The sequence below is a fragment of the Bartonella bilalgolemi genome (assembly GCF_023500045.1).
In the GTDB taxonomy this organism is placed as follows: Bacteria; Pseudomonadota; Alphaproteobacteria; order Rhizobiales; family Rhizobiaceae; genus Bartonella; species Bartonella bilalgolemii.
Genome location: NZ_JAMCOF010000001.1, coordinates 82,591 through 106,738 on the forward strand (window position 1 = coordinate 82,591; position 24,148 = coordinate 106,738).

The 24,148-nt window shown below is 36.1% G+C and carries 20 protein-coding genes; 13 read left to right on the forward strand and 7 right to left on the reverse strand.

Annotated features, from left to right (window positions below; translation table 11 throughout):
- The first annotated feature begins 128 nt into the window (after window positions 1-128).
- The 4 genes from mnmG to M4Z11_RS00315 are packed head-to-tail and all read left to right on the forward strand — an operon-like array spanning window position 129 to window position 4,400.
- Window positions 129-1,997 (forward strand): tRNA uridine-5-carboxymethylaminomethyl(34) synthesis enzyme MnmG, encoded by a 1,869-nt coding sequence (mnmG, locus tag M4Z11_RS00300; protein WP_249674228.1) that lies wholly within the window; start codon window positions 129-131, stop codon window positions 1,995-1,997.
- On the forward strand, window positions 1,997-2,656 hold the full coding sequence (gene rsmG / locus M4Z11_RS00305) for a 16S rRNA (guanine(527)-N(7))-methyltransferase RsmG (protein ID WP_249674230.1): 660 nt from the start codon (window positions 1,997-1,999) through the stop codon (window positions 2,654-2,656). Before mnmG ends, rsmG begins: the two co-directional genes overlap by 1 nt.
- Window positions 2,653-3,450, forward strand: a complete 798-nt coding sequence (locus M4Z11_RS00310; protein ID WP_249674233.1) for a ParA family protein — start codon at window positions 2,653-2,655, stop codon at window positions 3,448-3,450. The genes rsmG and M4Z11_RS00310 overlap by 4 nt, the downstream gene beginning before the upstream one ends.
- Window positions 3,451-3,491: 41 nt before the next feature.
- Window positions 3,492-4,400 (forward strand): ParB/RepB/Spo0J family partition protein, encoded by a 909-nt coding sequence (locus M4Z11_RS00315; protein ID WP_249674235.1) that lies wholly within the window; start codon window positions 3,492-3,494, stop codon window positions 4,398-4,400.
- A 90-nt stretch (window positions 4,401-4,490) separates the two neighbouring features.
- Here the strand turns inward: M4Z11_RS00315 and gloB are convergent, their stop codons facing one another.
- The 5 genes from gloB to dapF form a co-directional block, all read right to left on the reverse strand.
- The gene (gene gloB, locus M4Z11_RS00320) at window positions 4,491-5,252 is read right to left on the reverse strand and encodes a hydroxyacylglutathione hydrolase (protein WP_249674238.1); all 762 of its coding nucleotides are present in this window, start codon (window positions 5,250-5,252) and stop codon (window positions 4,491-4,493) included.
- Window positions 5,253-5,327: 75 nt separating this feature from the next.
- Complete coding sequence (locus tag M4Z11_RS00325; RefSeq protein WP_249674242.1) at window positions 5,328-6,002, reverse strand: septation protein A; 675 nt, start codon at window positions 6,000-6,002, stop codon at window positions 5,328-5,330.
- A complete protein-coding gene (ftsY, locus tag M4Z11_RS00330; RefSeq protein ID WP_249674244.1) occupies window positions 5,999-7,243 on the reverse strand; it encodes a signal recognition particle-docking protein FtsY in 1,245 nt (414 codons plus the stop codon). The genes M4Z11_RS00325 and ftsY overlap by 4 nt, the downstream gene beginning before the upstream one ends.
- Window positions 7,244-7,259: 16 nt before the next feature.
- Window positions 7,260-8,543 carry a tRNA (N(6)-L-threonylcarbamoyladenosine(37)-C(2))-methylthiotransferase MtaB gene (gene mtaB, locus M4Z11_RS00335; protein WP_249674246.1) on the reverse strand — a complete coding sequence of 428 codons (1,284 nt, stop codon included), beginning with the start codon at window positions 8,541-8,543 and terminating at the stop codon, window positions 7,260-7,262.
- On the reverse strand, window positions 8,543-9,394 hold the full coding sequence (gene dapF, locus M4Z11_RS00340) for a diaminopimelate epimerase (protein WP_249674248.1): 852 nt from the start codon (window positions 9,392-9,394) through the stop codon (window positions 8,543-8,545). The genes mtaB and dapF overlap by 1 nt, the downstream gene beginning before the upstream one ends.
- Before the next feature lie 264 nt (window positions 9,395-9,658).
- Between dapF and M4Z11_RS00345 the strand changes: the two genes are divergently transcribed.
- The 8 genes from M4Z11_RS00345 (at window position 9,659) to lpdA (ending at window position 20,780) form a co-directional block, all read left to right on the forward strand.
- On the forward strand, window positions 9,659-10,204 hold the full coding sequence (locus M4Z11_RS00345) for an AprI/Inh family metalloprotease inhibitor (protein WP_249674252.1): 546 nt from the start codon (window positions 9,659-9,661) through the stop codon (window positions 10,202-10,204).
- A 128-nt stretch (window positions 10,205-10,332) separates the two neighbouring features.
- Window positions 10,333-11,499, forward strand: a complete 1,167-nt coding sequence (gene zapE / locus M4Z11_RS00350; RefSeq protein WP_249674255.1) for a cell division protein ZapE — start codon at window positions 10,333-10,335, stop codon at window positions 11,497-11,499.
- A 297-nt stretch (window positions 11,500-11,796) separates the two neighbouring features.
- Window positions 11,797-12,759, forward strand: a complete 963-nt coding sequence (gene mdh, locus M4Z11_RS00355) for a malate dehydrogenase (protein ID WP_249674258.1) — start codon at window positions 11,797-11,799, stop codon at window positions 12,757-12,759.
- Between the two features lie 81 nt (window positions 12,760-12,840).
- Window positions 12,841-14,037 carry an ADP-forming succinate--CoA ligase subunit beta gene (gene sucC, locus M4Z11_RS00360; RefSeq protein WP_249674260.1) on the forward strand — a complete coding sequence of 399 codons (1,197 nt, stop codon included), beginning with the start codon at window positions 12,841-12,843 and terminating at the stop codon, window positions 14,035-14,037.
- 3 nt (window positions 14,038-14,040) lie between these two features.
- Window positions 14,041-14,943 (forward strand): succinate--CoA ligase subunit alpha, encoded by a 903-nt coding sequence (gene sucD, locus M4Z11_RS00365; protein WP_249674263.1) that lies wholly within the window; start codon window positions 14,041-14,043, stop codon window positions 14,941-14,943.
- 141 nt (window positions 14,944-15,084) lie between these two features.
- Window positions 15,085-18,084, forward strand: coding sequence for a 2-oxoglutarate dehydrogenase E1 component (locus tag M4Z11_RS00370; RefSeq protein ID WP_249674266.1), 3,000 nt, complete (start codon window positions 15,085-15,087; stop codon window positions 18,082-18,084).
- Between the two features lie 44 nt (window positions 18,085-18,128).
- Window positions 18,129-19,340: a 2-oxoglutarate dehydrogenase complex dihydrolipoyllysine-residue succinyltransferase gene (gene odhB / locus M4Z11_RS00375; protein WP_249674268.1), complete on the forward strand. Its 1,212-nt coding sequence runs from the start codon at window positions 18,129-18,131 to the stop codon at window positions 19,338-19,340.
- Between the two features lie 33 nt (window positions 19,341-19,373).
- Complete coding sequence (lpdA, locus tag M4Z11_RS00380; protein ID WP_249674270.1) at window positions 19,374-20,780, forward strand: dihydrolipoyl dehydrogenase; 1,407 nt, start codon at window positions 19,374-19,376, stop codon at window positions 20,778-20,780.
- Window positions 20,781-20,912: 132 nt separating this feature from the next.
- On the opposite strand, the gene M4Z11_RS00385 is transcribed toward lpdA, so the two are convergent.
- Window positions 20,913-22,151: a saccharopine dehydrogenase family protein gene (locus M4Z11_RS00385; RefSeq protein ID WP_249674273.1), complete on the reverse strand. Its 1,239-nt coding sequence runs from the start codon at window positions 22,149-22,151 to the stop codon at window positions 20,913-20,915.
- 56 nt (window positions 22,152-22,207) lie between these two features.
- Window positions 22,208-23,305 carry a carboxynorspermidine decarboxylase gene (locus M4Z11_RS00390; protein ID WP_249674276.1) on the reverse strand — a complete coding sequence of 366 codons (1,098 nt, stop codon included), beginning with the start codon at window positions 23,303-23,305 and terminating at the stop codon, window positions 22,208-22,210.
- A gap of 166 nt (window positions 23,306-23,471) precedes the next feature.
- Between M4Z11_RS00390 and M4Z11_RS00395 the strand changes: the two genes are divergently transcribed.
- On the forward strand, window positions 23,472-23,960 hold the full coding sequence (locus tag M4Z11_RS00395) for a BA14K family protein (protein ID WP_249674280.1): 489 nt from the start codon (window positions 23,472-23,474) through the stop codon (window positions 23,958-23,960).
- The last annotated feature ends 188 nt before the right edge of the window (window positions 23,961-24,148 follow it).

Consider the following 24,148-nt stretch of genomic DNA (forward strand, 5'->3'; position numbering starts at 1 on the left):
TGATTCACGTGAAACATTTTAATTTGTCTGTAATTATTTGATAGACAGATTTATGATATAATATTATGTATTTTATAAATTACTCTTTTATGTTAAATTTAAAATTAATTCTCTATGGAATGAATTAAATGCAATCATATGATGTCATTGTTATAGGAGGTGGACACGCTGGTTGTGAAGCAGCTTCAGCTTCAGCACGTGTTGGAGCAAGGACAGCACTTGTTACATATCAAGTATCAACACTTGGAGCGATGTCATGTAATCCAGCTATTGGTGGACTTGGAAAAGGACATTTGGTTCGTGAAATAGATGCTTTGGATGGTTTGATGGGGCGAGCTGCAGATGCTGCTGGAATTCAGTTTAGACTTCTTAATAGACGAAAAGGACCAGCAGTGAGAGGTCCACGTACACAAGCTGATAGAGAATTGTATAAAAATAAAATTCAACAACTTTTACAGGAACAAGATAATTTAATTCTTATTGAAGATGAAGTTATTGATTTAATTGTTAAAGATGGCCATATATCAGGAGTTTTTTTAAAAAAACAAGGAAGAGTTTTTTCGAATGCAGTTGTTTTAACAACGGGTACATTTTTACGCGGATTTATCCATATTGGTAATAAAACATGGCCTGCTGGTCGCATGGGTGAAAAATCAAGCATACAACTTGCTGAACATCTGGAAAGTTATGGTGTGAATCTTAGACGATTAAAAACAGGAACACCTGCTCGCCTTAGCAAAAAAACAATTTCTTGGAATAAACTTCCTAAACAACAGGCTGATGAAGAACCTACTCCGTTTTCTTTACTAACAGAAAAAATTGAGCAACCTCAAATTGAATGTGCAATAACACGAACGAATGAAAAAACGCATCAAATTATTCGTGAAAATATTCATAAATCAGCGTTGTATTCAGGAGCTATTGAAGGACTAGGACCACGATATTGTCCTTCAATTGAAGATAAAATTATCAAATTTGGTGATCGTGATGGACATCAAATTTTTCTAGAGCCAGAAGGATTAAATAATGATACGATTTATCCAAATGGTATTTCCACATCTCTTCCTGAAGAAATACAACTCTCTTTTTTGAGGACGATTGAAGGACTGGAAAATGTCGAAATTTTACAACCTGGCTATGCAATTGAATATGACTTTGTTGATCCTAGACAACTTTCCAAAACTTTAGAATTACGATCTTTGCCAGGTTTATTTTTAGCAGGACAGATTAATGGTACAACAGGCTATGAAGAAGCGGCTGCTCAAGGTCTTTTAGCTGGGTTAAATGCTGCTCGTCAAGTTGGTGGTTTGGAAGAAATTATTTTAAGTCGTTCTATAGCTTATATAGGTGTCATGATAGATGATTTAGTTTCACGAGGTATTTGTGAACCTTATCGAATGTTTACATCACGGGCTGAATTCCGCTTATCACTTCGAGCTGATAATGCGGATACTCGTTTAACACCTTTAGCCCAAAAATGGGGAATTGTTAGCCAGACTCGTTGGATTTGTTATCAACAAAAACAACAGCTTCTTGATCAAGCACGTTTAATGTGTCAAAAACTTTTTTTAACACCTAACGAAGCATCTATTCATGGTTTGCAAATAAATCATGATGGAATTAGACGTTCTGCTTATGATCTTTTAGCACGTCCTCATATGAGTGTAGCACGTCTTGCACATTTTTGGCCACAATTACGTTCAATTGATGCTAAAACAGTTGAAGCTTTGGAAATTGAAGCTCAGTATGCGGTCTATTTAGAAAGACAAACACAAGATATTATAGCTCTTCAACGAGATGAGCGTTTAGAAATACCTTCTTCTCTTAATTTTCAAGAAATTTCGGGTCTTTCGAATGAGTTAAAAACAAAAATTCAACAAATATCACCGCGGTCAATTGCTGATGCACAGAAAATCGATGGAATGACACCAGCAGCATTATCACTAATTCTTACATATATTCAACGCCAACGACGTGAAAAAGCAAAATTAGCTTAATGGTTATTTCTACTGAACAAAGATATCAAGATACTTTAAAAATAATACCCTCCGTTTCACGTGAAACGATAAAACATTTAATAGAATTTGAATCTCTGGTAATTCAATGGAATATACATATTAATTTGGTCTCTGCTACAACAATACCAGTTTTATGGAAACGTCATATTTTAGATTCTGCACAAATTTATCCTTTAAAAAGTCAATTTTTACATTGGTGTGATTTTGGATCAGGAGGAGGTTTTCCTGCTATTGTTATTGCTATTTTTCTCAAAGAGAAAAAAGGTGGACATATTGATTTAATCGAAAGTAATGGAAAAAAAGCAGCTTTCTTACGAAATGTTATTGCACAACTTAACCTTCCAGCAACAGTTCATCATTGTAGAATCGAAGATGTATACAAAAAAATAAAAACACCGGATATCTTAACAGCAAGAGGTTTAGCTTCATTAGACACTCTTTTACACTTTATGTCACCTTGGTTAACGCAAAAAACAATTGCTCTTTTGCAAAAAGGTAGGGATTATGTTAAAGAAATAAAAAATGCTACTGCCAATTGGCACTTTGATCTGCTAAAACATGAAAGTAAAATTGATGAAAATTCTGTTATCTTAGAAATTTCTCATGTTCGATCATGTAAAAAGGGTAAAGCAAAATGAGCGAAACACGAATTATCGCTATTGCAAACCAAAAAGGCGGGGTAGGTAAAACAACAACAACAATTAATCTTGCAACAGCTTTGGCTGCTGTTGGTAAAAACATTCTTATTATGGATATTGATCCGCAAGGAAATGCAAGTACAGGATTGGGAATCGATCGTAATAGTCGTCCTTTATCATCTTATGATGTTTTAGTTTCTGGAATTTCAGTTGCAGATGCTGCTTTGAAAACAGCTGTACCTAATCTGCATATTGTTCCGTCTACACTTGATTTATTAGGCATTGAAATGGAAATTGCTTCTTCACAAGATCGTATTCAACGATTGCGTAAGGCTCTTTGTCATGATTCCAAAATAACCACAAAGTTTAATTATATTTTAATTGATTGTCCTCCTTCTCTTAATCTTTTGACATTAAATGCTATGGGAGCCGCAAATTCTGTTCTAGTGCCAATGCAATGTGAATTTTTAGCTCTTGAAGGCTTAAGCCAATTACTTGAAACTGTGAGACAAGTACGGTCTGTTTTAAATACATCTTTAGAAATTCAGGGTATTGTTTTAACAATGTATGATGGGCGAAATAATCTTTCAAATCAAGTTGTTGAAGATGTTCGCTCTTTTATGGGAGAAAAAGTTTATCGTACCGTTATTCCACGTAATGTACGTGTATCTGAAGCTCCTTCTTTTGGTAAACCAGTACTACTTTATGATCTCAAATGTGCTGGCAGCCAAGCCTATTTGCGGTTAGCATCAGAAGTTATTCAACGTGAAAAACAAGGGCAAGCTGCAGCTTAGAAAGTGTAAAAAATAATTGTAAAAAATTAAAGAGAAAAATTATGAGTGATGATCAATCAAAAAAAAGACTAGGACGTGGGTTAGCAGCATTGATTGGGGATATCAACTTAAACGGCAATCCTGCATATTCAGCAAGTTTTGACAAATTCACGTCGAAACCAAGTGTTGCTCCTATCGCTTCTGAAAGGTTTATTCCTATTGAATTTATTTCTCGTAATCCAAATAATCCAAGACGCCAGTTTACTGATTCGGAACTTGATGATTTAGTACAATCAATTCGCCAACATGGTATTGTCCAACCAATTATCGTTAGACCTTCACGTACTCACCCTAATCAATTTCAATTAATTGCTGGTGAACGAAGATGGCGGGCTGCACAACAGGCCAATTTAAATCAATTACCGGTTATTATTCGCGATGTAGATGACAAAACTGCTTTGGAATTAGCAATTATCGAAAATGTTCAACGGACTGATCTTAATCCTATCGAAGAAGGAATGGGATATGAACTTTTATTAAATGAACATGGATATACTCAGGCGGATTTAGCAGAAATTATTGGAAAAAGTCGTAGTCATGTTACAAATACTCTCCGCTTGTTAAAGTTACCGCAAAAAGTGCAACAATTTTTGATAAGTGGTCAAATTTCGGCTGGTCATGCACGTTGCCTTATTACTGTTGAAAATCCACAAGAATTAGCTGAAAAAATTATTCGTGAAGGACTCTCTGTACGTCAAACAGAAATACTTGCACAAGAATATGGAAATTCTAAGATAAAAAAACAAATTCCAGTAAGAAAAGATATAGAAACACAATCCTTAGAAAAATTGCTTACCGATGTGATCGGAATGAAAGTCATCATTCGACATGGTAAAAAAGGTGGTGATTTAAAGATTCATTATTCTTCATTAGAGCAATTAGATGATATTTGTCGACGTTTGCAAAGCTAATCTAAAGATGTAAATCCAATTAGATGTATTTAAAACTGAATTTCAGATTGTTCTGTTTTAAGTAAGGGAGGATAATTATCATAAATATAGCTAAAAATGATCTTTTCTTTTACGGATTTCAGCAAAAACTTCTTCATCTGTTGCGTTTTCCATTGCAAGATTTTTTCGTAAAATAGAAGCATCCCAACGAAGAAATGGATTTGTTTCTTTTTCTTGTCCTAAAGTTGTTGGTAAGGTCATAGCATTTTGTGCACGTAAAGAAAAAACCTCTTCTACTCTTTGATGGAGCTTTCTATTTTGGGGGTCAATAGTCAATGCGAAAAGAGCATTTGTTTGGGTGTATTCATGTCCGCAATAAAGGGTTGTTTCGTCAGGAAGTTGACGGAGTTTTTTTAAGGATGTTAACATTTGTAAAGGTGTTCCTTCAAAAAGACGCCCACAACCGAGCGAAAAAAGTGTATCTCCAGCAAAGAGTAAATTAGCTTGAGGAAAATAATAGGATAATGCTCCTAATGTATGGCCAGGTGTTGAAAGAGCCGTAAGAGTGTATGTCCCAAAACAAAAATTTTCATCAGGTTGTAGTGCATAATCAAGAGGGGTGATTTTTTTTCTTTCTGCTTCTGGTCCAATAATCACAGCATTATAAGCTTGTTTTAATTCTGCCAGTGCTTCTATGTGATCATGATGATGATGAGTGACAAAAATAAATTGAAGTGTCCAATTACGCTGCTTTAACATGTCGTGAATTGCGTTGCCTTCAGGCGCATCAATCGCAGCTGTATAACCGCTTTTTTCATCATGAATGAGAATACCGAAATTATCTTCTCGACAGATAAATTGTTCAATTAACATCTATCTTCTCTACAGTATATGTTAAGCTTATGAAGCAATTCATTGTGATGAATTCGTGATGTAAAAATAAGATTGTTAATCTTCTTTTGTTAAATTTTTTGAATGTTTTATGATAAGAGGCATTTGTGTAAGCATAAACAGAAATGTTATAGGCATAACACCAAATACTTTAAAATTGGTCCAAAAATTATCACTAAAATTGCGCCAAATGATTTCATTTAAAACAGCAAGAAAAATAAAAAAATATGCCCAACGATAGGTAAGTTTATTCCATCCACAATCATCAATTTTCAGACCGGAATCAAAAACATAACGCAAAAGTGGTTTTTTAAAAAATAAGCCACCAAACAAAATAAAAGAGAATAAGCTATTAATGATCGTAGGCTTCATCTTAATAAAAGTATCATCGTGAAGCCAAAGAGTTAGAAAACCAAAAACAAGAATGAATATTCCTGAAATAAGTGGAATTACAGGAATTACACGCGCAAGAAACCACGATAAGCTTAAGGCAAAAGTGATTGCTATCATAAAAAGAGCTGTTGCGGGAAAAATCGGTTTATCAAAGTTTTTAAAAAGCTCGATATTATTTATCAACCACTCACCTTTATAGTTCGCAAGGAAAAAAACAACTAGTGGTCCCATTTCTAAAATGAATTTAAGAATTGGCAAAGAGGCTTTTTTTTGAGTGTTATCATTTTTTTTAAAATTAGAGTCATTAGATGAATTCGGTTTAAAAAGAGAAGTTTTCATACATATTTTCCTATAATAGCCTTTGCAAAGTCAGAGGCAGAAAAAGGCTCAAGATCCTCCACATTTTCGCCTATACCAATAAAATGAACAGGTAGTTTATATTTAGATGCAATGGCAACAAGAATTCCCCCACGGGCAGTACCATCAAGTTTTGTCATAACTAAACCATTCACACCAGCAATATCACGAAAAACATTTACTTGGTTGAGTGCATTTTGCCCAGTGGTTGCGTCAAGTGTTTGAAGAACTGTATGAGGTGCTTGAGGATTATGTTTACCTAAAACACGAATAACTTTTGCCAGTTCATCCATTAATTCAATTTTATTCTGCAAACGTCCTGCTGTGTCAATAATTAAAACATCACTATTTTCTTTTTTAGCTTTTTCATAAGCATCAAAGGCTAAGCTTGCAGCATCTGCACCAAGTTTGGCTGAAATAACAGGAGCTTTTGTGCGTTCACCCCAAATATGTAATTGTTCAATAGCTGCAGCGCGAAATGTGTCTCCAGCAACAAGCATAACTTTTAGGCCTCCTGCAGTTAGTTTAGCAGCTAATTTTCCTATGGTTGTGGTTTTTCCAGTTCCATTTACGCCGACTAGTAAAATCACATGGGGTTTATGATTAAGATCGATTTCTAATGGAAATGCAACTGGTTCGAGTACTTTTTTGATTTCGTCAGTTACAATAGTATAAATATCTTTTGGAGAAAAATTTTTTTCATAACGACTAGTAGCTAAGATATCAATAATACGTGTGGTTGTTTCTATACCAAGGTCTGCTTGAATGAGGATATCTTCTAATTCTTGTAGTGTGTTTTCATCGAGTTTTTTCTTGACAAAAAGTGTACCAATTGAATCACTTAATTGCTGTGAAGAGAGAGATAATCCTTTTTTTAGGCGTTCAAACCACGCTACTTTTTTTTGTTCAACAGTTGAGATGGATAAAGACGCTTCAATTTTTTTTTCTATAATCGTATCAGAAACAATCACTTTACGAGGAGATTCCTCAGAAGGAAATTTTTTTTTGCTAGGTTTAGTGAGTGTGGTCTCTTCTATTTTCTTTTTCTCTTGTTTTTCTTTTTTTACATCTATGGAAGAAGCTTTGCTTTTTATGTTTTTATTTTTATATTCATTTTGTTTTTCCTCATCGATTTTATGAGGGGTAAGAATCTGCTCTTTTTCAATTGTTTTTTCTTTAGATGTATTAAAGGAGAATATTTTTTTTATAAAAGATTTTGTCATGAAGACTTTCCCGCTTTTAGGCTGCATTCGATTCAGGAAGTACGGCAATTAATTTATTTCCATCGTGATCAATAATGAGAGCTTTAACAATTGTTCCAGGTTTAGCACCTTTTATTTGTGTAAGTGTATAATCCTCTGTTCGTCCAATTTCGTCTTTTTCAACAAGAATTGTTTGTTGACTATTTTTTAGATGAATAAGATGTTTTTTGTATGCTTTTTCTCCCTCTTTACGTAATTTTTCTGCGCGAATTTTGATTGTTTCATGGTTAATTTGTGGCATACGCGCAGCTGGTGTTCCCTCCCTTGGGCTGAAAGGGAATACATGGAGATGCGTCAAACTACATTCATTAATTAAATTTAGGCTATTTTGAAACATTTCTTCTGTTTCAGTAGGGAAACCAGCAATTAGATCAGCACCATAAACTATTGTGGGACGTTTAGTACGTAAGTCTTGGCAAAACTGGATAGCATTTTCACGCAAATGTCGTCGTTTCATTCTCTTTAAAATCATATTATCGCCTGCTTGTAAGGATAAATGCAAATGTGGCATTATTCTTTTTTCATAAGCTAAAAGATTAATCAACTCTGGATCGACTTCAATGGAATCAATGGATGAAAGACGCAATCTTGGTAAATCGGGAACATGGTGTAAAATAGTTGAGACTAGTTTTCCTAAAGTAATTTTTCCAGGTAAATCAGGGCCATAACTTGTTAGATCAACTCCTGTTAAAATAATTTCTTGAATACCATTGTCTACGAGCTTTTTAATTTGTTCAATAATGACTCCCATGGGGACAGAACGTGATGGTCCGCGGCCATAAGGGATTACGCAAAATGTACAACGATGATCACATCCATTTTGCACTTGGACAAAGGCACGTGTACGTCCTTCTAATGCATTAATCATATGTGGAGCAATTTTATGGACTTCCATAATATTATTGACGCGGAGTTTCTCATCATGATTAATACCAAAATCAGGAAGTTGACGGTAGGAATCAGCGTGGAGTTTTTCTTCATTGCCTAAAATCAGATCGACTTCTTTCATAAGAGCAAAATTTTTTGCTTCTGTTTGTGCTGCACATCCCGTAACAATAATGCGGGCATGAGGGTTTTTACGTCTCGCTTTTCGAATTGCTTGTTTCGCTTGTCTTACAGCTTCAGCGGTGACTGCGCAAGTATTGAAAATAATGGTGCCATCTTTAAGTTTATCAAGACCAGCGGAAGTACTTTCTTTGCGTATGATCTCCGATTCATAACTATTGAGTCGACAACCAAAAGTCATAATTTCTATTGTCATTAAAAAGAATCCTTTTTGTAGTCTCCCGTTAAAGGGTTTAAAAGACCGCTAAATTCATGTTCTACTGGGCCTGTCATAATGATATGATTATTTTCTTGATAAAAAATAGAAAGATTTCCTCCCAATGAATTAATATCAATACAGCGTTCTGTTAATCCGCGGCGATAGGCCGCTACTGCACTAGCGCAGGCTGCACTGCCACATGCTTTTGTTAAGCCTACTCCACGTTCCCATGTTCGTAAAATTAAACTGTTTCGTGATGTTACAAAGGCAATAGAAATATTACACCGTTCTGGGAAAAGTGGATGATGTTCGAGTTTGGGTCCGTATTTTTCTAAAGGAATATGCTGAATGTTGTTTTCAACGAAAAAAATAGCATGAAGATTTCCAATAGAAATAAGAGAAGCATCTTTTAAAGGTCCAGCTGTTATTTCTACGTGATTTGTATCAGCTATTTCATGAGCAATAGGCATGCTTTTTGCATCAAAATTTGGGCACCCCATGTTAACAGAGATCAGACCATTGGTTTGACGTTTTCCTTCAACAATACCAGCAGGTGTTTCTAATTGAAAACTTTCACCAAGATTATGATTCGTAAGCCATTCGATAACGCAACGCGTACCATTACCACAAGCTTTTGCTTTTGAACCATCGGCATTCCAGATTTCAATGCGAAAATTAGTTTTACTTTTGGTTGACGGGTGAATCGTCATGATTTGATCAAAGTGAGTTTGTGGATTTTTAGCTAAAGTGAGAATTGCTTGCAGTGTAATATTATGTGTGCTTCCACGCATATCAGCAACAATAATTTTGTTTCCAAGACCGTTCATTTTGCTGAATGGTGTTTCCATAATATTTCTCTATTTTTTATGCAAGAGTAAGTCTAGTAGAAAATATAATGACTGAAAATTTTCAAAATTACCAGCATTGACAGAAATAAAATGAGTAGGAGTGAATATGTTATTAAAGATGAACAATTTTCGTTGTGATCACATATTTTTTATTAGGTTTTTCTAATTTATTAATTTATCTTTGTAAAATGGCATATTTATATAAAATATGCTCACTTAATTTTTTTGAGTGAGTTGGTTGTTGTCATGAGAAAGAGTAAAAATATGACATTTTCAAAAATTTCATTTTTCGTTGCATTGTCGATTATAGCGATCTTAAGTGGTTGTTCAACGTCAAGGTTCGGTAAAAGTGATAGAAATAATGTAGCGGAAGTTTTTTATCCTGTTCAGCAATTATTAGAACCTGAAACATCTGATACATTAACATCTGATACATTAAAGTCTGAAGTGCTAACTTCCTCAGGTTATGAAAAGGAATATACTCAAACTGATGCACAGTTAACTCGCTTTGAAGTACCAGACAATGCGGTTGATTTGTTGCCTGCAAATATTGGCGGTGTATGGAATCTCTCTATTGGTGGTAAGTCTTGCCGAATAGCAACCCCACAAACAAAGTTTGGTTTAGGGTATCGTGCTGGTCCTTTAAATTGTCCAAGAATATTTGCTAAAGTTAATTCATGGGCTGTTAAGGGAAAAAAATTATATTTTTATGATCGATCTGGAAGTGTTGCTGCAGTTCTTTATTCCTTTGGGAGAGATTCTTTGGAAGGACATACGTTCGATAATCAACCCGTTGTTTTAGATCGTTAAATTCTTTATAAAAAGGGAAGTATATGTACACAAATTTGTATCATTTAATCACAGAATGATGCAAAAGGAAATGTTTATGTCTATGAAATTTGTATTTGTTCAGAATGATTTGAAAAAAGGATGTTTGGATGGTTTTAGTTTCAGAGCTTTATGAAGAGCTTGTTTCCAAAGGAGAAATTAGTTTTGATGCAGCTCAACGGAATTTAACAAAACATTTTGATTATTTATTACAAGAAATTTCAGCACAAAAGATTTCTCGACCTTGGATGTTCTGGCATTTTTTCAAAAAACAAACGCATTCTCATGGCTCAAAACAATGTGGTACTGATGATTTTGTTCCGGGATTGTACATTTATGGTGAGGTTGGGCGAGGTAAAACCATGCTCATGGATTTGTTTTTCTCTTGTTTGCCAGAAGGGAATAAAAAACGCGCTCATTTTAATGATTTTATGGCTGATGTACATGAACGTATTAATGCACATCGGCAAGCGCTTAAACATGCAAAATCCGGGCAAAATGATCCTATTTTAGTGGTTGCAGAAAATCTTGCACGAGAAGCACGTGTTTTTTGTTTTGATGAATTCACAGTAACAGATATTGCGGATGCGATGGTTCTAGGTCGTCTAGTTACCGCTTTATTCAAGCAAAGAGTTATTTTTGTTGCTACGTCAAATGTCGCTCCTGATAATCTTTATTACAATGGTTTGAATCGAGAGCTTTTTATACCTTTCATTCAAATTTTGAAAAAACATGTTCGTGTTATTAATCTTAATGCAAGGACGGACTATCGTCTTGAAAAATCAAATCCACAACATGTGTATATAACCCCATTGGGGAAAGCAGCAGATGAAAATATGGATCAAGCATGGACATTAGTTTTACAAGGTCAAAAAGAAATGTCTGATGATCTATCTGTAAAAGGACGTTCTATTCATATTCCACGTTTTGGTGCAGGATGTGCACGCTTTGATTATCAAGATCTTTGCGCAAAGCCTTTAGCGGCAGTAGATTATTTAGCGTTAGGAGAGCATTACCATACGATTTTTATTGATCATGTTCCTGTTATGGATGATGCACATCGCAATGAAACTAAACGATTTATCTTGCTCATTGATGTTCTTTATGAACGCCACATAAGACTCTTTATGTCGGCGGAAGCAGAACTTGAGCAGTTATACAAAGGGCAGGCACAAACAACAGAAACATTTGAGTTTCAAAGAACGCAATCACGTCTTTTTGAAATGCAAAGCCAGAGTTATCTCAATATTTGGGCAGAACAATTTTTAAAGGAATAAATGAATCTTTACTTTACCTTTACGTAAACTGCTAAAGTAATAACCCATTGAATTTAAAAATGTTGTAATAATTCTGTTGTATTTTTTTTTAATTCATTTTATCGATATGATTGTAATCAGTCACTAACTTTAATATTCAGGAATGGATTTCTAGCAGTTAAAAGGGAGTTTGATGAATTTTGATCATCTTATTTCTAAGTTTATTCTTAAGTGGTCTTATTAAAAAAGGATTAGATTTAAGGGAAAATATTTAATCTGTTAGCGCAGGGGATTTTGCGTTTAATAAAAGGAAATAAAATGGCACGAAAGAAAATAGCTTTAGTCGGCTCAGGTATGATCGGTGGTACTTTAGCGCATTTAATAGGACTCAAGGAACTTGGAGACGTTGTTTTATTTGATGTCGCAGAAGGAATGCCGCAGGGTAAATCTTTGGATATTGCGGAATCATCACCAATTGAAAATTTTGATGTAAATTTAACAGGGACCAGTACTTATGAAGCTATTGCAGATGCTGATGTTGTTATTGTAACGGCAGGTGTTGCGCGTAAACCTGGTATGAGTCGTGATGATCTTTTGGCTACTAATTTAAAGGTTATGGAGCAAGTTGGTACCGGAATTAAGAAATATGCGCCTTCAGCATTTGTGATCTGTGTTACCAATCCTCTTGATGTAATGGTGTGGGCATTACAGAAGTTTTCTGGTCTTCCAACACAAAAAGTTATTGGTATGGCTGGTATTCTTGATTCAGCACGTTTTCGTTATTTTTTATCTGAAGAATTTAAAGTTTCTGTTAAAGATGTGACAGCATTTGTTTTGGGAGGTCATGGTGATTCGATGGTACCTCTGATTCGTTATTCCACTGTTGCTGGTATTCCTTTACCCGATCTTGTGAGGATGGGCTGGACAACACAGGAAAAGCTTGAGCAAATTATTCAGCGTACAAGGGATGGAGGGGCAGAAGTCGTGAATTTGCTAAAAACAGGTTCTGCTTTTTATGCACCGGCTTCTTCTGCTGTTGTGATGGCTGAGGCTTATTTAAAAGATACTAAGCGTGTTGTTCCGGTTGCTGCTTACCTTTCAGGTGAATATGGAGTTAGGGATATGTATGTTGGTGTTCCTGTTGTTATTGGTGCTGGTGGTGTTGAACGAGTTATTGAAATTGATTTTAATGACAATGAAAAAGCTGCTTTTGAAAAATCAGTGAATGCAGTGCACGAGCTTTGTAAAACATGTACTGCTATCGCACCTAATCTCGGATGACTCAAAAGAATTTTGCTAGGTAAGGTGTCTTAAGTGTTTTTAGGATCAATTTAGTTTTTCATAGAAGAAAAGGACAAATAAATGAATATCCATGAATATCAGGCCAAACGTCTGCTTCATGAATATGGTGCACCAATAGCGAATGGTGTTGCTATTTATTCTATAGAACAGGCTGAAAAATGGGTGAAAAAATTACCAGGACCACTTTATGTGGTTAAAAGTCAAATTCATGCTGGAGGTCGTGGGAAGGGGAAATTTAAAGAACTTGGTCCTGATTCGAAAGGTGGTGTTCGGCTTGTAAAATCAATTGAAGAAGTTATTACTAATGTAAAAGAAATGCTTGGTAAAACTTTGATAACTAAGCAAACAGGTCCAGAAGGTAAACAGGTTAATCGTCTTTATATTGAAGATGGAGCCAATATTGAACGGGAGCTATATCTTTCACTTTTAGTTGATCGTACAATTGGTCAAGTTTCTTTCGTTGTATCGACAGAGGGGGGAATGGACATTGAAACGGTTGCTGAAGAGACACCGGAAAAAATATTCACTCTTCCCATTGATCCTACAAAAGGTGTTACTTCTACTGATTGCACGAAACTTTGTGACTCATTAAAATTATGCGATAGTGCACGTGAAGATGGCGAAAAGCTGTTTCCAATACTCTATAAGGCTTTTTATGAAAAAGATATGAGCCTTCTTGAAATCAATCCGCTTATTGTAATGGATAATGGCCGTTTACGTGTTCTTGATGCGAAAGTTTCTTTCGATAATAATGCTTTATTTCGTCATCCAGATATTTTGGAGTTACGCGATATTTCAGAAGAAGATCCAAAGGAAATTGAAGCATCAAAGCATGATCTTGCTTATGTTGCTCTTGATGGGACGATTGGTTGTATGGTGAATGGTGCTGGTCTTGCTATGGCAACAATGGATATCATCAAACTCTATGGGGCTGAACCAGCAAATTTTCTTGATGTTGGTGGTGGTGCTTCGAAAGAGAAAGTAACTGCTGCTTTTAAAATTATTACCGCTGATCCGAATGTAAAAGGCATTTTGGTCAATATTTTTGGTGGGATTATGCGTTGCGATGTTATCGCTGAAGGTGTGATTGCTGCTGTTAAGGAAGTTGGTTTAAAAGTTCCTTTAGTTGTTCGCCTTGAAGGAACTAATGTTGAACAAGGTAAAGCAATTATCAGTGAAAGTGGTTTGAATGTTATTTCTGCTGATGACTTAGATGATGCTGCTCAAAAAATTGTTGCAGCAGTGAAGGGAGCTTAAGCCATGTCAATTCTTATTAATAAGGATACAAAAGTTCTTGTTCAAGGACTTACGGGGAAAACGGGGACATTTCATACAGAGCAAGCGCTTGCTTACCATGGTACACAAATGGTTGGTGGCATTAATCCCAAAAAAGGGGGAGAGATATGGAAGGGGTTAAAAGGTGAAACTCTTCCTATTTTTGCTAGTGTTGTGGAAGGTAAGGAAAAAACTGGAGCTGATGCTTCTGTTATTTATGTTCCTCCTGTGGGGGCTGCTGATGCTATTATAGAAGCTATTGAAGCTGAAATTGGTTTAATTGTCTGTATTACAGAGGGTATACCGGTTATGGATATGGTTAAGGTTAAAGCTAAATTAGAGCAATCAAAATCACGTCTAATTGGTCCTAATTGTCCAGGTATTCTCACTCCTGATGAATGTAAAATTGGTATTATGCCAGGTTCTATTTTCAGAAAAGGTTCTGTTGGAGTTGTGTCGAGGTCAGGAACTCTAACGTATGAAGCGGTTTTTCAAACGAGTCATGAAGGACTTGGGCAAACGACAGCTATTGGTATTGGGGGGGATCCTGTTAAGGGAACTGAATTTATTGATGTGTTAGAAATGTTTTTGGCTGATGATGAAACCCAATCTATTGTTATGATTGGTGAAATTGGTGGTTCTGCTGAAGAAGAAGCGGCACAGTTTTTAAAGGATGAAGCAAAAAAAGGCCGTAAAAAACCAATGGTTGGTTTTATTGCTGGTCGTACAGCTCCTCCGGGACGAACAATGGGACATGCTGGTGCAGTGATTTCTGGTGGTAAAGGTGGTGCAGAAGATAAAATTGCGGCAATGGAAGCAGCAGAAATTCGAGTTTCTCCTTCACCATCACAAATAGGCAAGACTTTAGTTGCAGTGTTGAAAGGTTAAAGGAAAATTTTATCTGAATGGGTAATATCCATTGAGATAATATAGATTAAAAATAAAAACTTTTTTATAATTTTCCGGTTCTTATTTTAAAAAGGAAAGCCGGTATATTAAGGAGACGGAACAGTTGTTCCGGAAATATATATGGCAAGGCAGGATGAGAAGAATGATCTTTTTACACAAACATCGTTTTTATATGGTGGAAATGCGGATTATATAGATCAACTTTATGCTGAATATAAAAAAAATCCTACCAATGTTGATCGACAATGGCGTGATTTTTTTGAATCTTTTCAAGATAGTAAAGAAGATGTGTTCAAAAATGCTGAAGGAGCAACATGGCAACGGAATCATTGGCCATTAAAAGAAAGTGGGGAGCTGGTTTCTGCTTTAGATAACGATTGGTCTGCGCTTGAGAAACATTTTGGGGATAAATTAAAAGAGAAGGCAGCTGTTAATGCTGTACAAAATGGAAAGACGTCTTGCAAAGAAGATATTATTCAAGCAACACGTGATTCTGTTCATGCACTTATGATGGTTCGTGCTTTCCGAACTCGAGGACATCTTCATGCGCAGCTTGATCCGCTTCAACTAGCTGAAAATTCAAAAGACTGTAAAGAATTATCTCCAGAAGCTTATGGTTTTAGTCCTGCTGATTACGAACGTTCGATCTTTATTGATAATGTTTTGGGATTAGAGTACGCAACCATCCCGCAGATGCTTGAAGTTCTTAATCGTACATATTGTTCGACGATTGGTGTAGAATATATGCATATTTCAGATCCTGCTCAAAAAGCATGGATTCAGGAGCGTATTGAGGGACCAGATAAACAGATTGCTTTTACACAAAAGGGTAAAAAAGCTATCCTCAACAAGCTTATAGAAGCGGAAGGCTTTGAACAATTTTTGGATACAAAATATAAAGGAACAAAACGTTTTGGCCTTGATGGGAGTGAAGCACTTATCCCAGCTCTTGAACAGATTATTAAATGTAGTGGTGCTTTGGGGGTACAAGAAATAGTTTTTGGGATGGCTCACCGTGGTCGTTTAAATGTTCTTGCTCAAGTTCTTGAAAAGCCGCATCGGGCTATTTTTCATGAGTTTAAGGGTGGTTCTTATAAACCTGATGATGTGGAAGGATCAGGTGATGTAAAATATCATTTGGGGACTTCTGCTGATCGTGAATTTGATGGTAAAAAAGTTCATTTGTCGCTTTTGCCTAATCCATCTCATCTTGAGATTGTTGATCCAGTTGTGATTGGAAAAACACGCGCTAAGCAAGATCAACTTGTTGGTTCTGAGCGTACGGAAGTTATACCGTTAAGTGAACGTTCAAAAGTTTTGCCGCTTCTTATTCATGGTGATGCAGCTTTTTCAGGACAAGGCGTTATTCAAGAAATGTTTGGTCTTTCAGATCTAAGAGGTTACCGTGTTGCTGGCTCAATTCATGTGATTATCAATAATCAAATCGGATTTACAACTGATCCACGCTTTTCACGCTCGTCACCTTATCCATCAGATGTCGCGAAAATGATCGATGCACCAATTTTTCATGTGAATGGAGACGATCCTGAAGCTGTTGTGTTTGTAGCAAAAGTAGCAACAGAATTTCGTCAAATCTTCCATAAACCGGTGGTTATTGATATGTTCTGTTATCGTCGTTACGGACACAATGAAGGCGATGAACCTTCTTTTACACAGCCGCTTATGTATAAAGCGATTCGTAATCATAAAACAACAGTTCAACTTTATAGTAGTCAGCTAATAGCTGAAGGAGTCAGTGATTCTCAAGAAATTGAACAAAAGAAAAAAATGTGGCGTGATAAGCTTGAAAGCGAATTTGAAGCCAGTGCTTCTTATAAACCTAATAAGGCTGATTGGCTTGATGGGAGCTGGACAGGTTTTAAAGCTGCCAGTAATAGTGATGAACAGCGCTGTGGAACGACAGGTGTTGAATTAAAAACTTTAAAGGAGATTGGACGAAAACTTGTCGAGGTTCCATCAGGTTTTCATATACATAAAACGATTCAACGTTTTTTAAATAACCGTGTTCAAATGTTTGAAACTGGTGAGGGTTTTGATTGGGCAACAGCTGAAGCTTTAGCTTTTGGTTCTTTGTGTTTAGAAGGGTCACCTGTTCGCCTTTCTGGTGAAGATGTTGAACGTGGAACTTTTTCGCAACGTCATGCGGTTCTTTATGATCAAGAAAATGAAGACCGTTATATTCCTTTAAATAATTTACAACAAGGGCAAGCTATTTTTGAAGTTGTAAATTCCATGCTTTCCGAAGAAGCTGTTCTTGGTTTCGAATATGGATATTCACTTGCTGAGCCACGTGGTTTAACACTTTGGGAAGCGCAATTTGGTGATTTTTCTAATGGTGCACAGGTTATTTTCGATCAATTTATTTCATCTGCTGAGCGTAAATGGCTTCGTATGTCTGGTCTTGTGTGTTTATTACCTCATGGTTTTGAAGGACAAGGGCCAGAGCATTCTTCAGCACGTTTAGAACGTTTTCTGCAACTTTGTGCAGAGGATAATATGCAGGTTGCAAATTGTACGACTCCTGCGAATTATTTTCATATTTTGCGTCGCCAAATCAGACGTGATTTTCGTAAACCATTGATTTTAATGACACCAAAATCACTTTTGCGTCATAAACGAGCGGTTTCTTTTTTAAGTGAAATGGGGCCCGAAACAAATTTTCATCGTTTGTTATTTGATGATGCAGAATGCCTTAAGAGTTCTGTGATTAAATTACAAAAAGACAATAAGATTCGCCGTGTTGTTCTTTGTACAGGTAAAGTTTATTATGATCTTTATGAAGAACGTGAAAAGAGGGGAATTGATAATGTTTATTTATTACGTGTTGAACAGCTTTATCCTTTTCCAGCAAAAGCTCTGGTGAATGTGTTGTCGCGCTTTTTAAAAGCAGAAATTGTTTGGTGCCAAGAAGAACCCAAAAATATGGGTGCGTGGTCATTTATTGAGCCTTATTTAGAATGGGTTCTAACTCATATTCGTGCACGTTATTCGCGTGCACGTTATGCTGGGCGCCCTGCAAGTGCATCGCCTGCGACTGGTTTGATGTCGAAACATCTTGAACAGCTTGCCGCGTTTCTTGAAGACGCGTTAGGTTCTTAATTTATTATTATATTTATTATTACTCTGATGTATGGAAAAATATTATGGCTACTGAAATCCGTGTTCCTACTTTGGGCGAATCAGTTACTGAGGCAACAATTGGCAAATGGTTTAAGAAAATTGGTGAAGCCGTGGCTATGGACGAACCTTTGGTCGAGTTAGAAACTGATAAGGTAACTGTTGAGGTTCCTTCTCCTATTGCTGGAAAGTTATCTGAAATCATTGCAAAAGAAGGTGATACGGTTGAAGTGAATGCTCTCTTAGGGATGGTTGAAGCGGAAGCTGGTGGTGTTTCTGCATCATCTGAATTGTCATCTTCTGTAACATCTACGCCAACATTTGCTCCTATGGCAGCGTCTGTATCAGCCTTCTCTTTAGGAGGAACAATGCCTCCTACACCTTCAGCAGCAAAATTAATGGCTGAAAATAATATAGAGAAAAGTGATCTTTCAGGTTCTGGAAAGCGTGGACAGATTCTCAAGGGAGATGTTCTTGATGTTTTAGCACAAGGGACAAAGACATCAGCTTCTGTTTCTTCTGTTGCATCTGTGGATGCAGTGAATGAAGAACGTGTTCGTATGACAAAATTGCGTCAGACAATTGCACGCCGTCTTAAAGATGCGCAAAATACAGCAGCAATGTTAACCACATTTAATGAAGTTGACATGTCTACTGTGATGGATTTGCGTAAACGTTACAAAGATCTTTTTGAAAAGAAACATGGTGTTAAGCTTGGCTTTATGGGCTTTTTTACCAAAGCTGTTTGCCATGCGTTAAAAGAACTTCCTGCTGTTAATGCAGAAATTGATGGAACGGATATTGTTTATAAAAACTATGTTAATGCTGGGATTGCTGTTGGAACAGACAAAGGACTTGTGGTTCCGGTTGTGCGCAATGCAGATCAAATGTCAATTGCAGAAATTGAAAAAGAAATTGGTCGTTTAGGACGTCTTGCTCGCGATGGAAAATTGGCGGTCGCGGACATGTTGGGTGGAACATTCACTATTACTAATGGTGGTGTTTATGGGTCGTTAATGTCGACACCGATTTTGAATGCACCACAATCTGGTATTTTGGGAATGCATGCGATTAAAGAACGTGCGATGGTGGTTGGAGGACAAATTGTCATTCGTCCAATGATGTATTTAGCGCTTTCTTATGATCACCGTATTGTAGATGGGCAAGAAGCTGTTACTTTCCTTGTGCGTGTTAAAGAAAGTTTGGAAGATCCGGAACGTCTTGTTCTTGATTTATAAAAAACCAGTTTTTGAGGATGAAAGGGGAGACAAATGTCTTATGATATTGTTGTGATTGGAGCTGGTCCAGGTGGTTATGTAGCAGCAATAAAAGCTACTCAATTGGGTCTCAAAACTGCGATTATCGAAAAACGTGCAACATTCGGTGGTACGTGTCTTAATATTGGCTGTATTCCTTCTAAAGCATTATTACATGCCTCAGAATTATTTGCTGAAACACAACATGGCTTTGATAAGCTAGGTATTTCTGTTTCTCAAGTTAAGCTTGATCTTGATAAGATGATGGCACATAAAAAGGCTGTTGTGACAGCCAATACAAGTGGCATTTCTTTTTTGATGAAAAAAAATAAAATTGATACTTTTCATGGCCACGCAAAAATTTTAGATGCAGGTCAGATTGAAGTTCTTGCCAAAGATGGGAATCAACACAAGATTGCAACAAAAAATATTATTATCGCTACGGGTTCGGATATATCAGGTATTCCAGGTGTGAATGTTGAAATTGATGAAAAGGTGATTGTTTCTTCGACAGGAGCGCTTGCACTTGAAAAAGTTCCTACACGCATGGTGGTTATTGGTGCCGGTGTTATCGGTTCAGAGCTTGGTTCAGTGTGGAGTCGTTTAGGTGCTAAAGTTACTATTGTAGAGTTTCTTGATAAAGTTTTAGGATCAATGGACGGTGAAGTTTCACGGCAATTTCAGAAGTTAATGGAGAAACAAGGAATTGAATATAGGCTTGGTGCGAAGGTAACAGCCGTTACTCAATCTAATTCAGTTGCTAAGATAACTTTTGAAGCTGTTCGAGGTGGTGCTGCAGAGACTTTAGAAGCTGATGTGGTTTTGATTGCCACAGGGCGCTCTCCCTATACAGAGGGGCTTGGTTTGGCTGAAGCAGGTGTTCAGATGGATGAACGCGGTTTTATTAAGATAGATGCACAGTGGCAAACCAATATTCCAGGAATTTATGCGATTGGTGATGTCGTCAAAGGTCCAATGTTAGCCCATAAAGCTGAGGAAGAAGGTGTTGCTGTGGCTGAAATTCTAGCTGGTCAAAGAGGTCATGTTAATTTTAATGCTATTCCCAGTGTTGTTTATACACAACCAGAAATTGCTAGTGTAGGTAAAACAGAAGAAGAACTTAAAGCGGTAGGTATTAATTATAACGTTGGAAAGTTTCCCTTTATGGCAAATGGGCGTGCTCGTGCAATGCAAAAAGATGATGGATTTGTTAAAATTCTTGCTGATAAAAAGACAGATCAGGTTTTGGGTGGGCATATTCTTGGGTTTGGTGCGGGTGAAATGATCCATGAAATTGCAGTTCTGATGGAATTTGGTGGTTCATCAGAAGATTTAGGGCGTTGTTGTCATGCGCATCCTACCTTATCGGAAGCTGTGCGGGAAGCAGCCTTAGCGACGTTTTCTAAACCTATTCATACCTAAAATTATTTTTTGATAGGGTTTCATAGTATTTTTTGAAAGCAGGATGAGAGAGTTTTTCCCCTAATATCTTTATGTTTTGATAAAACCGCCTTTAAAAAAGCGGTTTTATTGTATTTTCGTTATATGAATAAACTAAAATTGTAATTTTTTATCGTCCTGTTGTTCTCTTACATAAGTTGGAAGTCCCATATGATCGAGATATTTTAGAAAAGGATATGATGGTAGTTCTTCCACATTCACCATAGTTTTTACATCCCATTCGCCTGTAGCAATAAGGATAGCAGCAGCAACCGCAGGGACTCCAGCTGTATAAGAAATTCCCTGTGCACCAGTTTCATTAAAAGCTTGTTTGTGGTCAGCTATATTATAAATAAAAACTTCTCTTAGATTTCCATTTTTTGTGCCTTTCACAAGATCTCCAATACAAGTTTTTCCTGTATAATTTGGCGCTAAAGAGGCTGGATCAGGTAAAACAGCTTTCACAACTTTTAAAGGAACAACTTCTTGACCTTCTGCTGTTTTGATGGGCTGTTCGGATAAGAGACCAAGATTTTTAAGAACGGTAAAGACAGTAATATAACGTTCACCAAAACCCATCCAAAAACGAATATTGGGAACATCAAGATTTTTGGACAATGAATGGATTTCATCGTGTCCTGTCATATAAGCTTTTTGTTTTCCAACGATAGGTAAATCCCATTCACGACTGATTTCAAACATTTGGTTAGAAGTCCATTGTCTATTTTGCCATGACCATACTTGTCCTGTAAATTCCCGGAAGTTAATTTCTGGATCAAAATTTGTAGCAAACCAACATCTATGATTTCCAGCATTGATATCAATAATATCAATATCGGTAATCATATCAAAATAATTATCACGTGCTAATGCTGCATAAGCGTTAACAACACCAGGATCAAAACCTGCTCCTAAAATAGCAGTGATGCCAGCTTTTCTGCATTCTTGACGTCTGGGCCATTCATAATTGCCGTACCAAGGGGGTGTTTCACAAATTTTCAAAGGGTCTTCATGAATTGCTGTATCGATATAAGCGCATTTGGTTTCAATACAGGCTGAAAGAACTGACATATTAAGAAAAGAGGAACCAACATTGATAACGATTTCGCATTTTGTTTTTTGAATAAGTTTGACAGTTTCTCCGACATTCATCGCATTGAGTGCATGACTTTTAATTGTGTCCTCTATTTTCATAGCTTTTTTTTCTTGAATGGAAGAAATGATTGCATCACATTTTTTTTGTGTTCGTGAAGCAATATGAATTTCACCAAGAAGATCATTGTTTTGGGCACATTTATGTGCAACAACTTGTGCAACACCGCCAGCACCAATAATGAGAACGTTTTTTTTCATTGTGAGTTCATCTCCTTTTAATATTGCTGCATGATGATTTTTATCTGTTATGTTTATTATGAAAGGCTATTTTTATAGTCGTTATAGCTAAATTTACGTTGAAGTGTTAAGACCCCATTACATTCTTTAATGACAATGGCAGGCATTGCAACACCATTAAACCAATTTTTTTTAACCATTGTGTATCCTGCAGCATCTTGAAAGGATAGTTTATCACCTATTTTCAGAGGTTTAGGAAATTGAAATGTTCCAAAAATATCTCCAGCAAGACAGGATTTACCGCAAACCATAATCTCATAAGGACCATGATTTGGTTCTAATTTGGCATTTTCACGATAGATTAAAAGATCAAGCATATGCGCCTCAATTGAGCTGTCAACAATAGCGAGATTTTTTTTATTATATAATGTGTCAAGAACGCTAACTTCTAATGTGGTGCTTTTGGTAATAGCGGCTTCTCCTGGTTCCAAAAAAACAGTTATACCATAAGTTTGTGAAAAACATTTTAAACGTTCTGCTAAATCTTCTAAAGGATAATTTTCAGCGGTAAAGTGAATTCCCCCGCCGAGGCTAACCCAGTCAACTGCAACAAAGAGGTCTTTAAATTTTTCCTCAATTTGGTTAAGCATTTGATTAAAAAGATTAAAATTACTGTTTTCGCAATTGTTATGGATCATTAAACCGTTAATGAGAGGTAAGACTTCTTTAATAGCATCCTGATTAGTTTCTCCTAAACGACTAAAAGGGCGAGAGGGATTTGCAAGATCAAAATTTGAAGCACTAATCCCTGGATTCAATCTTAAGCCTCGTTGAATAGTTTTTGTTGTGTTAGCAAAGCGTTGCAATTGTTGAATTGAATTAAAAATGATTTTATCTGCATAACTACAGGCTTCGTCAATTTCATCATTGGCCCATGCAACTGAATAAGCATGGGTTTCTTTGCCAAATTTTTCTTTTCCTAAACGGAGCTCATAAAGGGATGATGATGTAGTGCCATCCATATACTGGGACATAATATCAAAGAGACTCCATGTTGCAAAACATTTTAAAGCGAGTAAAATTTTCACTCCTGATATTGCTCGTAAATGGGCAATAGTCTTCATATTTTTTATGAGTTTAGATTTATCGATAAGATAATAGGGAGTCTCAATCATTTGTTATTTGTTCTCATTTGAAGGATCTTATTGTTCATATTAACGTTTAGTACATATAGCAACAGAATGTCTCAAGGAAAAAAAGCAGTGAGAAAATCTATTTTCATTTGGCAGTAAGAAGACTTTCTGTAATTTTTTTTTATTCAGTTGTTTTGAGATGTATATTATGTTTAATATTAAAGACTTATATTCCATTTTGTCTATTGTAATGATTGTCAGTATTTTCATTATAGCGACCGATATTTCTAATGTGGTGTACAAGAATGGTGCTAAGGCAAAAGCAGTTGATGAGCTTTCTGTTCAAAATGACACACCTCTTTTGAAAGTTACTGGGCGTAAGGAATTGAATGGTTTTAAAGGTTATCGTCATTATCGGCATGGTTATCGCAAATATAGCGATGGCTGGTGGTATCCTGAAAAAGCATTTGTTGCGTATACATCTTCAGATGTGAAAAATATGCCCCTAAAAATTATATCAACCCAAAAAGATAAATTCATTACTTCTTTTGCTTTAGAGAAAAAGGAGCTATGGAATGTGAAGGAACATATTGCTTATTGTAAAGCTCATTATCGTTCTTATACTCAAAATGATAATAGTTATCAACCTTTTCATGGGCCCCGTAAGCAATGCTTTTCTAGCTTTTTCAAAGGGTAAAAAATATAAAAGATAAAAACTTTGAAATATTTTATATGGGTTTTATGCGTGAAGTGATCATTTTGTAAGAATTTTTTACATTTTTAAGTTTTATTTAAATCTATTATTGTAAGTGTGAAGGGAAAAATGATTTTACATTTTTTATTTTACCAATGATAGAATATTAAAAATAAAATGGAGTTTAGCTA

What these genes read in the sequence shown, in the direction of transcription:
- sucC (WP_249674260.1), top strand. Translation starts at nt 12,841, where the DNA reads ATGAATATCCATGAATATCAGGCCAAACGTCTGCTTCATGAATATGGT.
- M4Z11_RS00315 (WP_249674235.1), top strand. Translation starts at nt 3,492, where the DNA reads ATGAGTGATGATCAATCAAAAAAAAGACTAGGACGTGGGTTAGCAGCA.
- gloB (WP_249674238.1), bottom strand. Translation starts at nt 5,252, where the DNA reads ATGTTAATTGAACAATTTATCTGTCGAGAAGATAATTTCGGTATTCTC.
- M4Z11_RS00310 (WP_249674233.1), top strand. Translation starts at nt 2,653, where the DNA reads ATGAGCGAAACACGAATTATCGCTATTGCAAACCAAAAAGGCGGGGTA.
- rsmG (WP_249674230.1), top strand. Translation starts at nt 1,997, where the DNA reads ATGGTTATTTCTACTGAACAAAGATATCAAGATACTTTAAAAATAATA.
- dapF (WP_249674248.1), bottom strand. Translation starts at nt 9,394, where the DNA reads ATGGAAACACCATTCAGCAAAATGAACGGTCTTGGAAACAAAATTATT.
- lpdA (WP_249674270.1), top strand. Translation starts at nt 19,374, where the DNA reads ATGTCTTATGATATTGTTGTGATTGGAGCTGGTCCAGGTGGTTATGTA.
- odhB (WP_249674268.1), top strand. Translation starts at nt 18,129, where the DNA reads ATGGCTACTGAAATCCGTGTTCCTACTTTGGGCGAATCAGTTACTGAG.
- mdh (WP_249674258.1), top strand. Translation starts at nt 11,797, where the DNA reads ATGGCACGAAAGAAAATAGCTTTAGTCGGCTCAGGTATGATCGGTGGT.
- M4Z11_RS00370 (WP_249674266.1), top strand. Translation starts at nt 15,085, where the DNA reads ATGGCAAGGCAGGATGAGAAGAATGATCTTTTTACACAAACATCGTTT.
- M4Z11_RS00395 (WP_249674280.1), top strand. Translation starts at nt 23,472, where the DNA reads ATGTTTAATATTAAAGACTTATATTCCATTTTGTCTATTGTAATGATT.
- mnmG (WP_249674228.1), top strand. Translation starts at nt 129, where the DNA reads ATGCAATCATATGATGTCATTGTTATAGGAGGTGGACACGCTGGTTGT.
- zapE (WP_249674255.1), top strand. Translation starts at nt 10,333, where the DNA reads ATGGTTTTAGTTTCAGAGCTTTATGAAGAGCTTGTTTCCAAAGGAGAA.
- M4Z11_RS00325 (WP_249674242.1), bottom strand. Translation starts at nt 6,002, where the DNA reads ATGAAAACTTCTCTTTTTAAACCGAATTCATCTAATGACTCTAATTTT.
- M4Z11_RS00385 (WP_249674273.1), bottom strand. Translation starts at nt 22,151, where the DNA reads ATGAAAAAAAACGTTCTCATTATTGGTGCTGGCGGTGTTGCACAAGTT.
- M4Z11_RS00345 (WP_249674252.1), top strand. Translation starts at nt 9,659, where the DNA reads ATGACATTTTCAAAAATTTCATTTTTCGTTGCATTGTCGATTATAGCG.
- ftsY (WP_249674244.1), bottom strand. Translation starts at nt 7,243, where the DNA reads ATGACAAAATCTTTTATAAAAAAAATATTCTCCTTTAATACATCTAAA.
- sucD (WP_249674263.1), top strand. Translation starts at nt 14,041, where the DNA reads ATGTCAATTCTTATTAATAAGGATACAAAAGTTCTTGTTCAAGGACTT.
- M4Z11_RS00390 (WP_249674276.1), bottom strand. Translation starts at nt 23,305, where the DNA reads ATGATTGAGACTCCCTATTATCTTATCGATAAATCTAAACTCATAAAA.
- mtaB (WP_249674246.1), bottom strand. Translation starts at nt 8,543, where the DNA reads ATGACAATAGAAATTATGACTTTTGGTTGTCGACTCAATAGTTATGAA.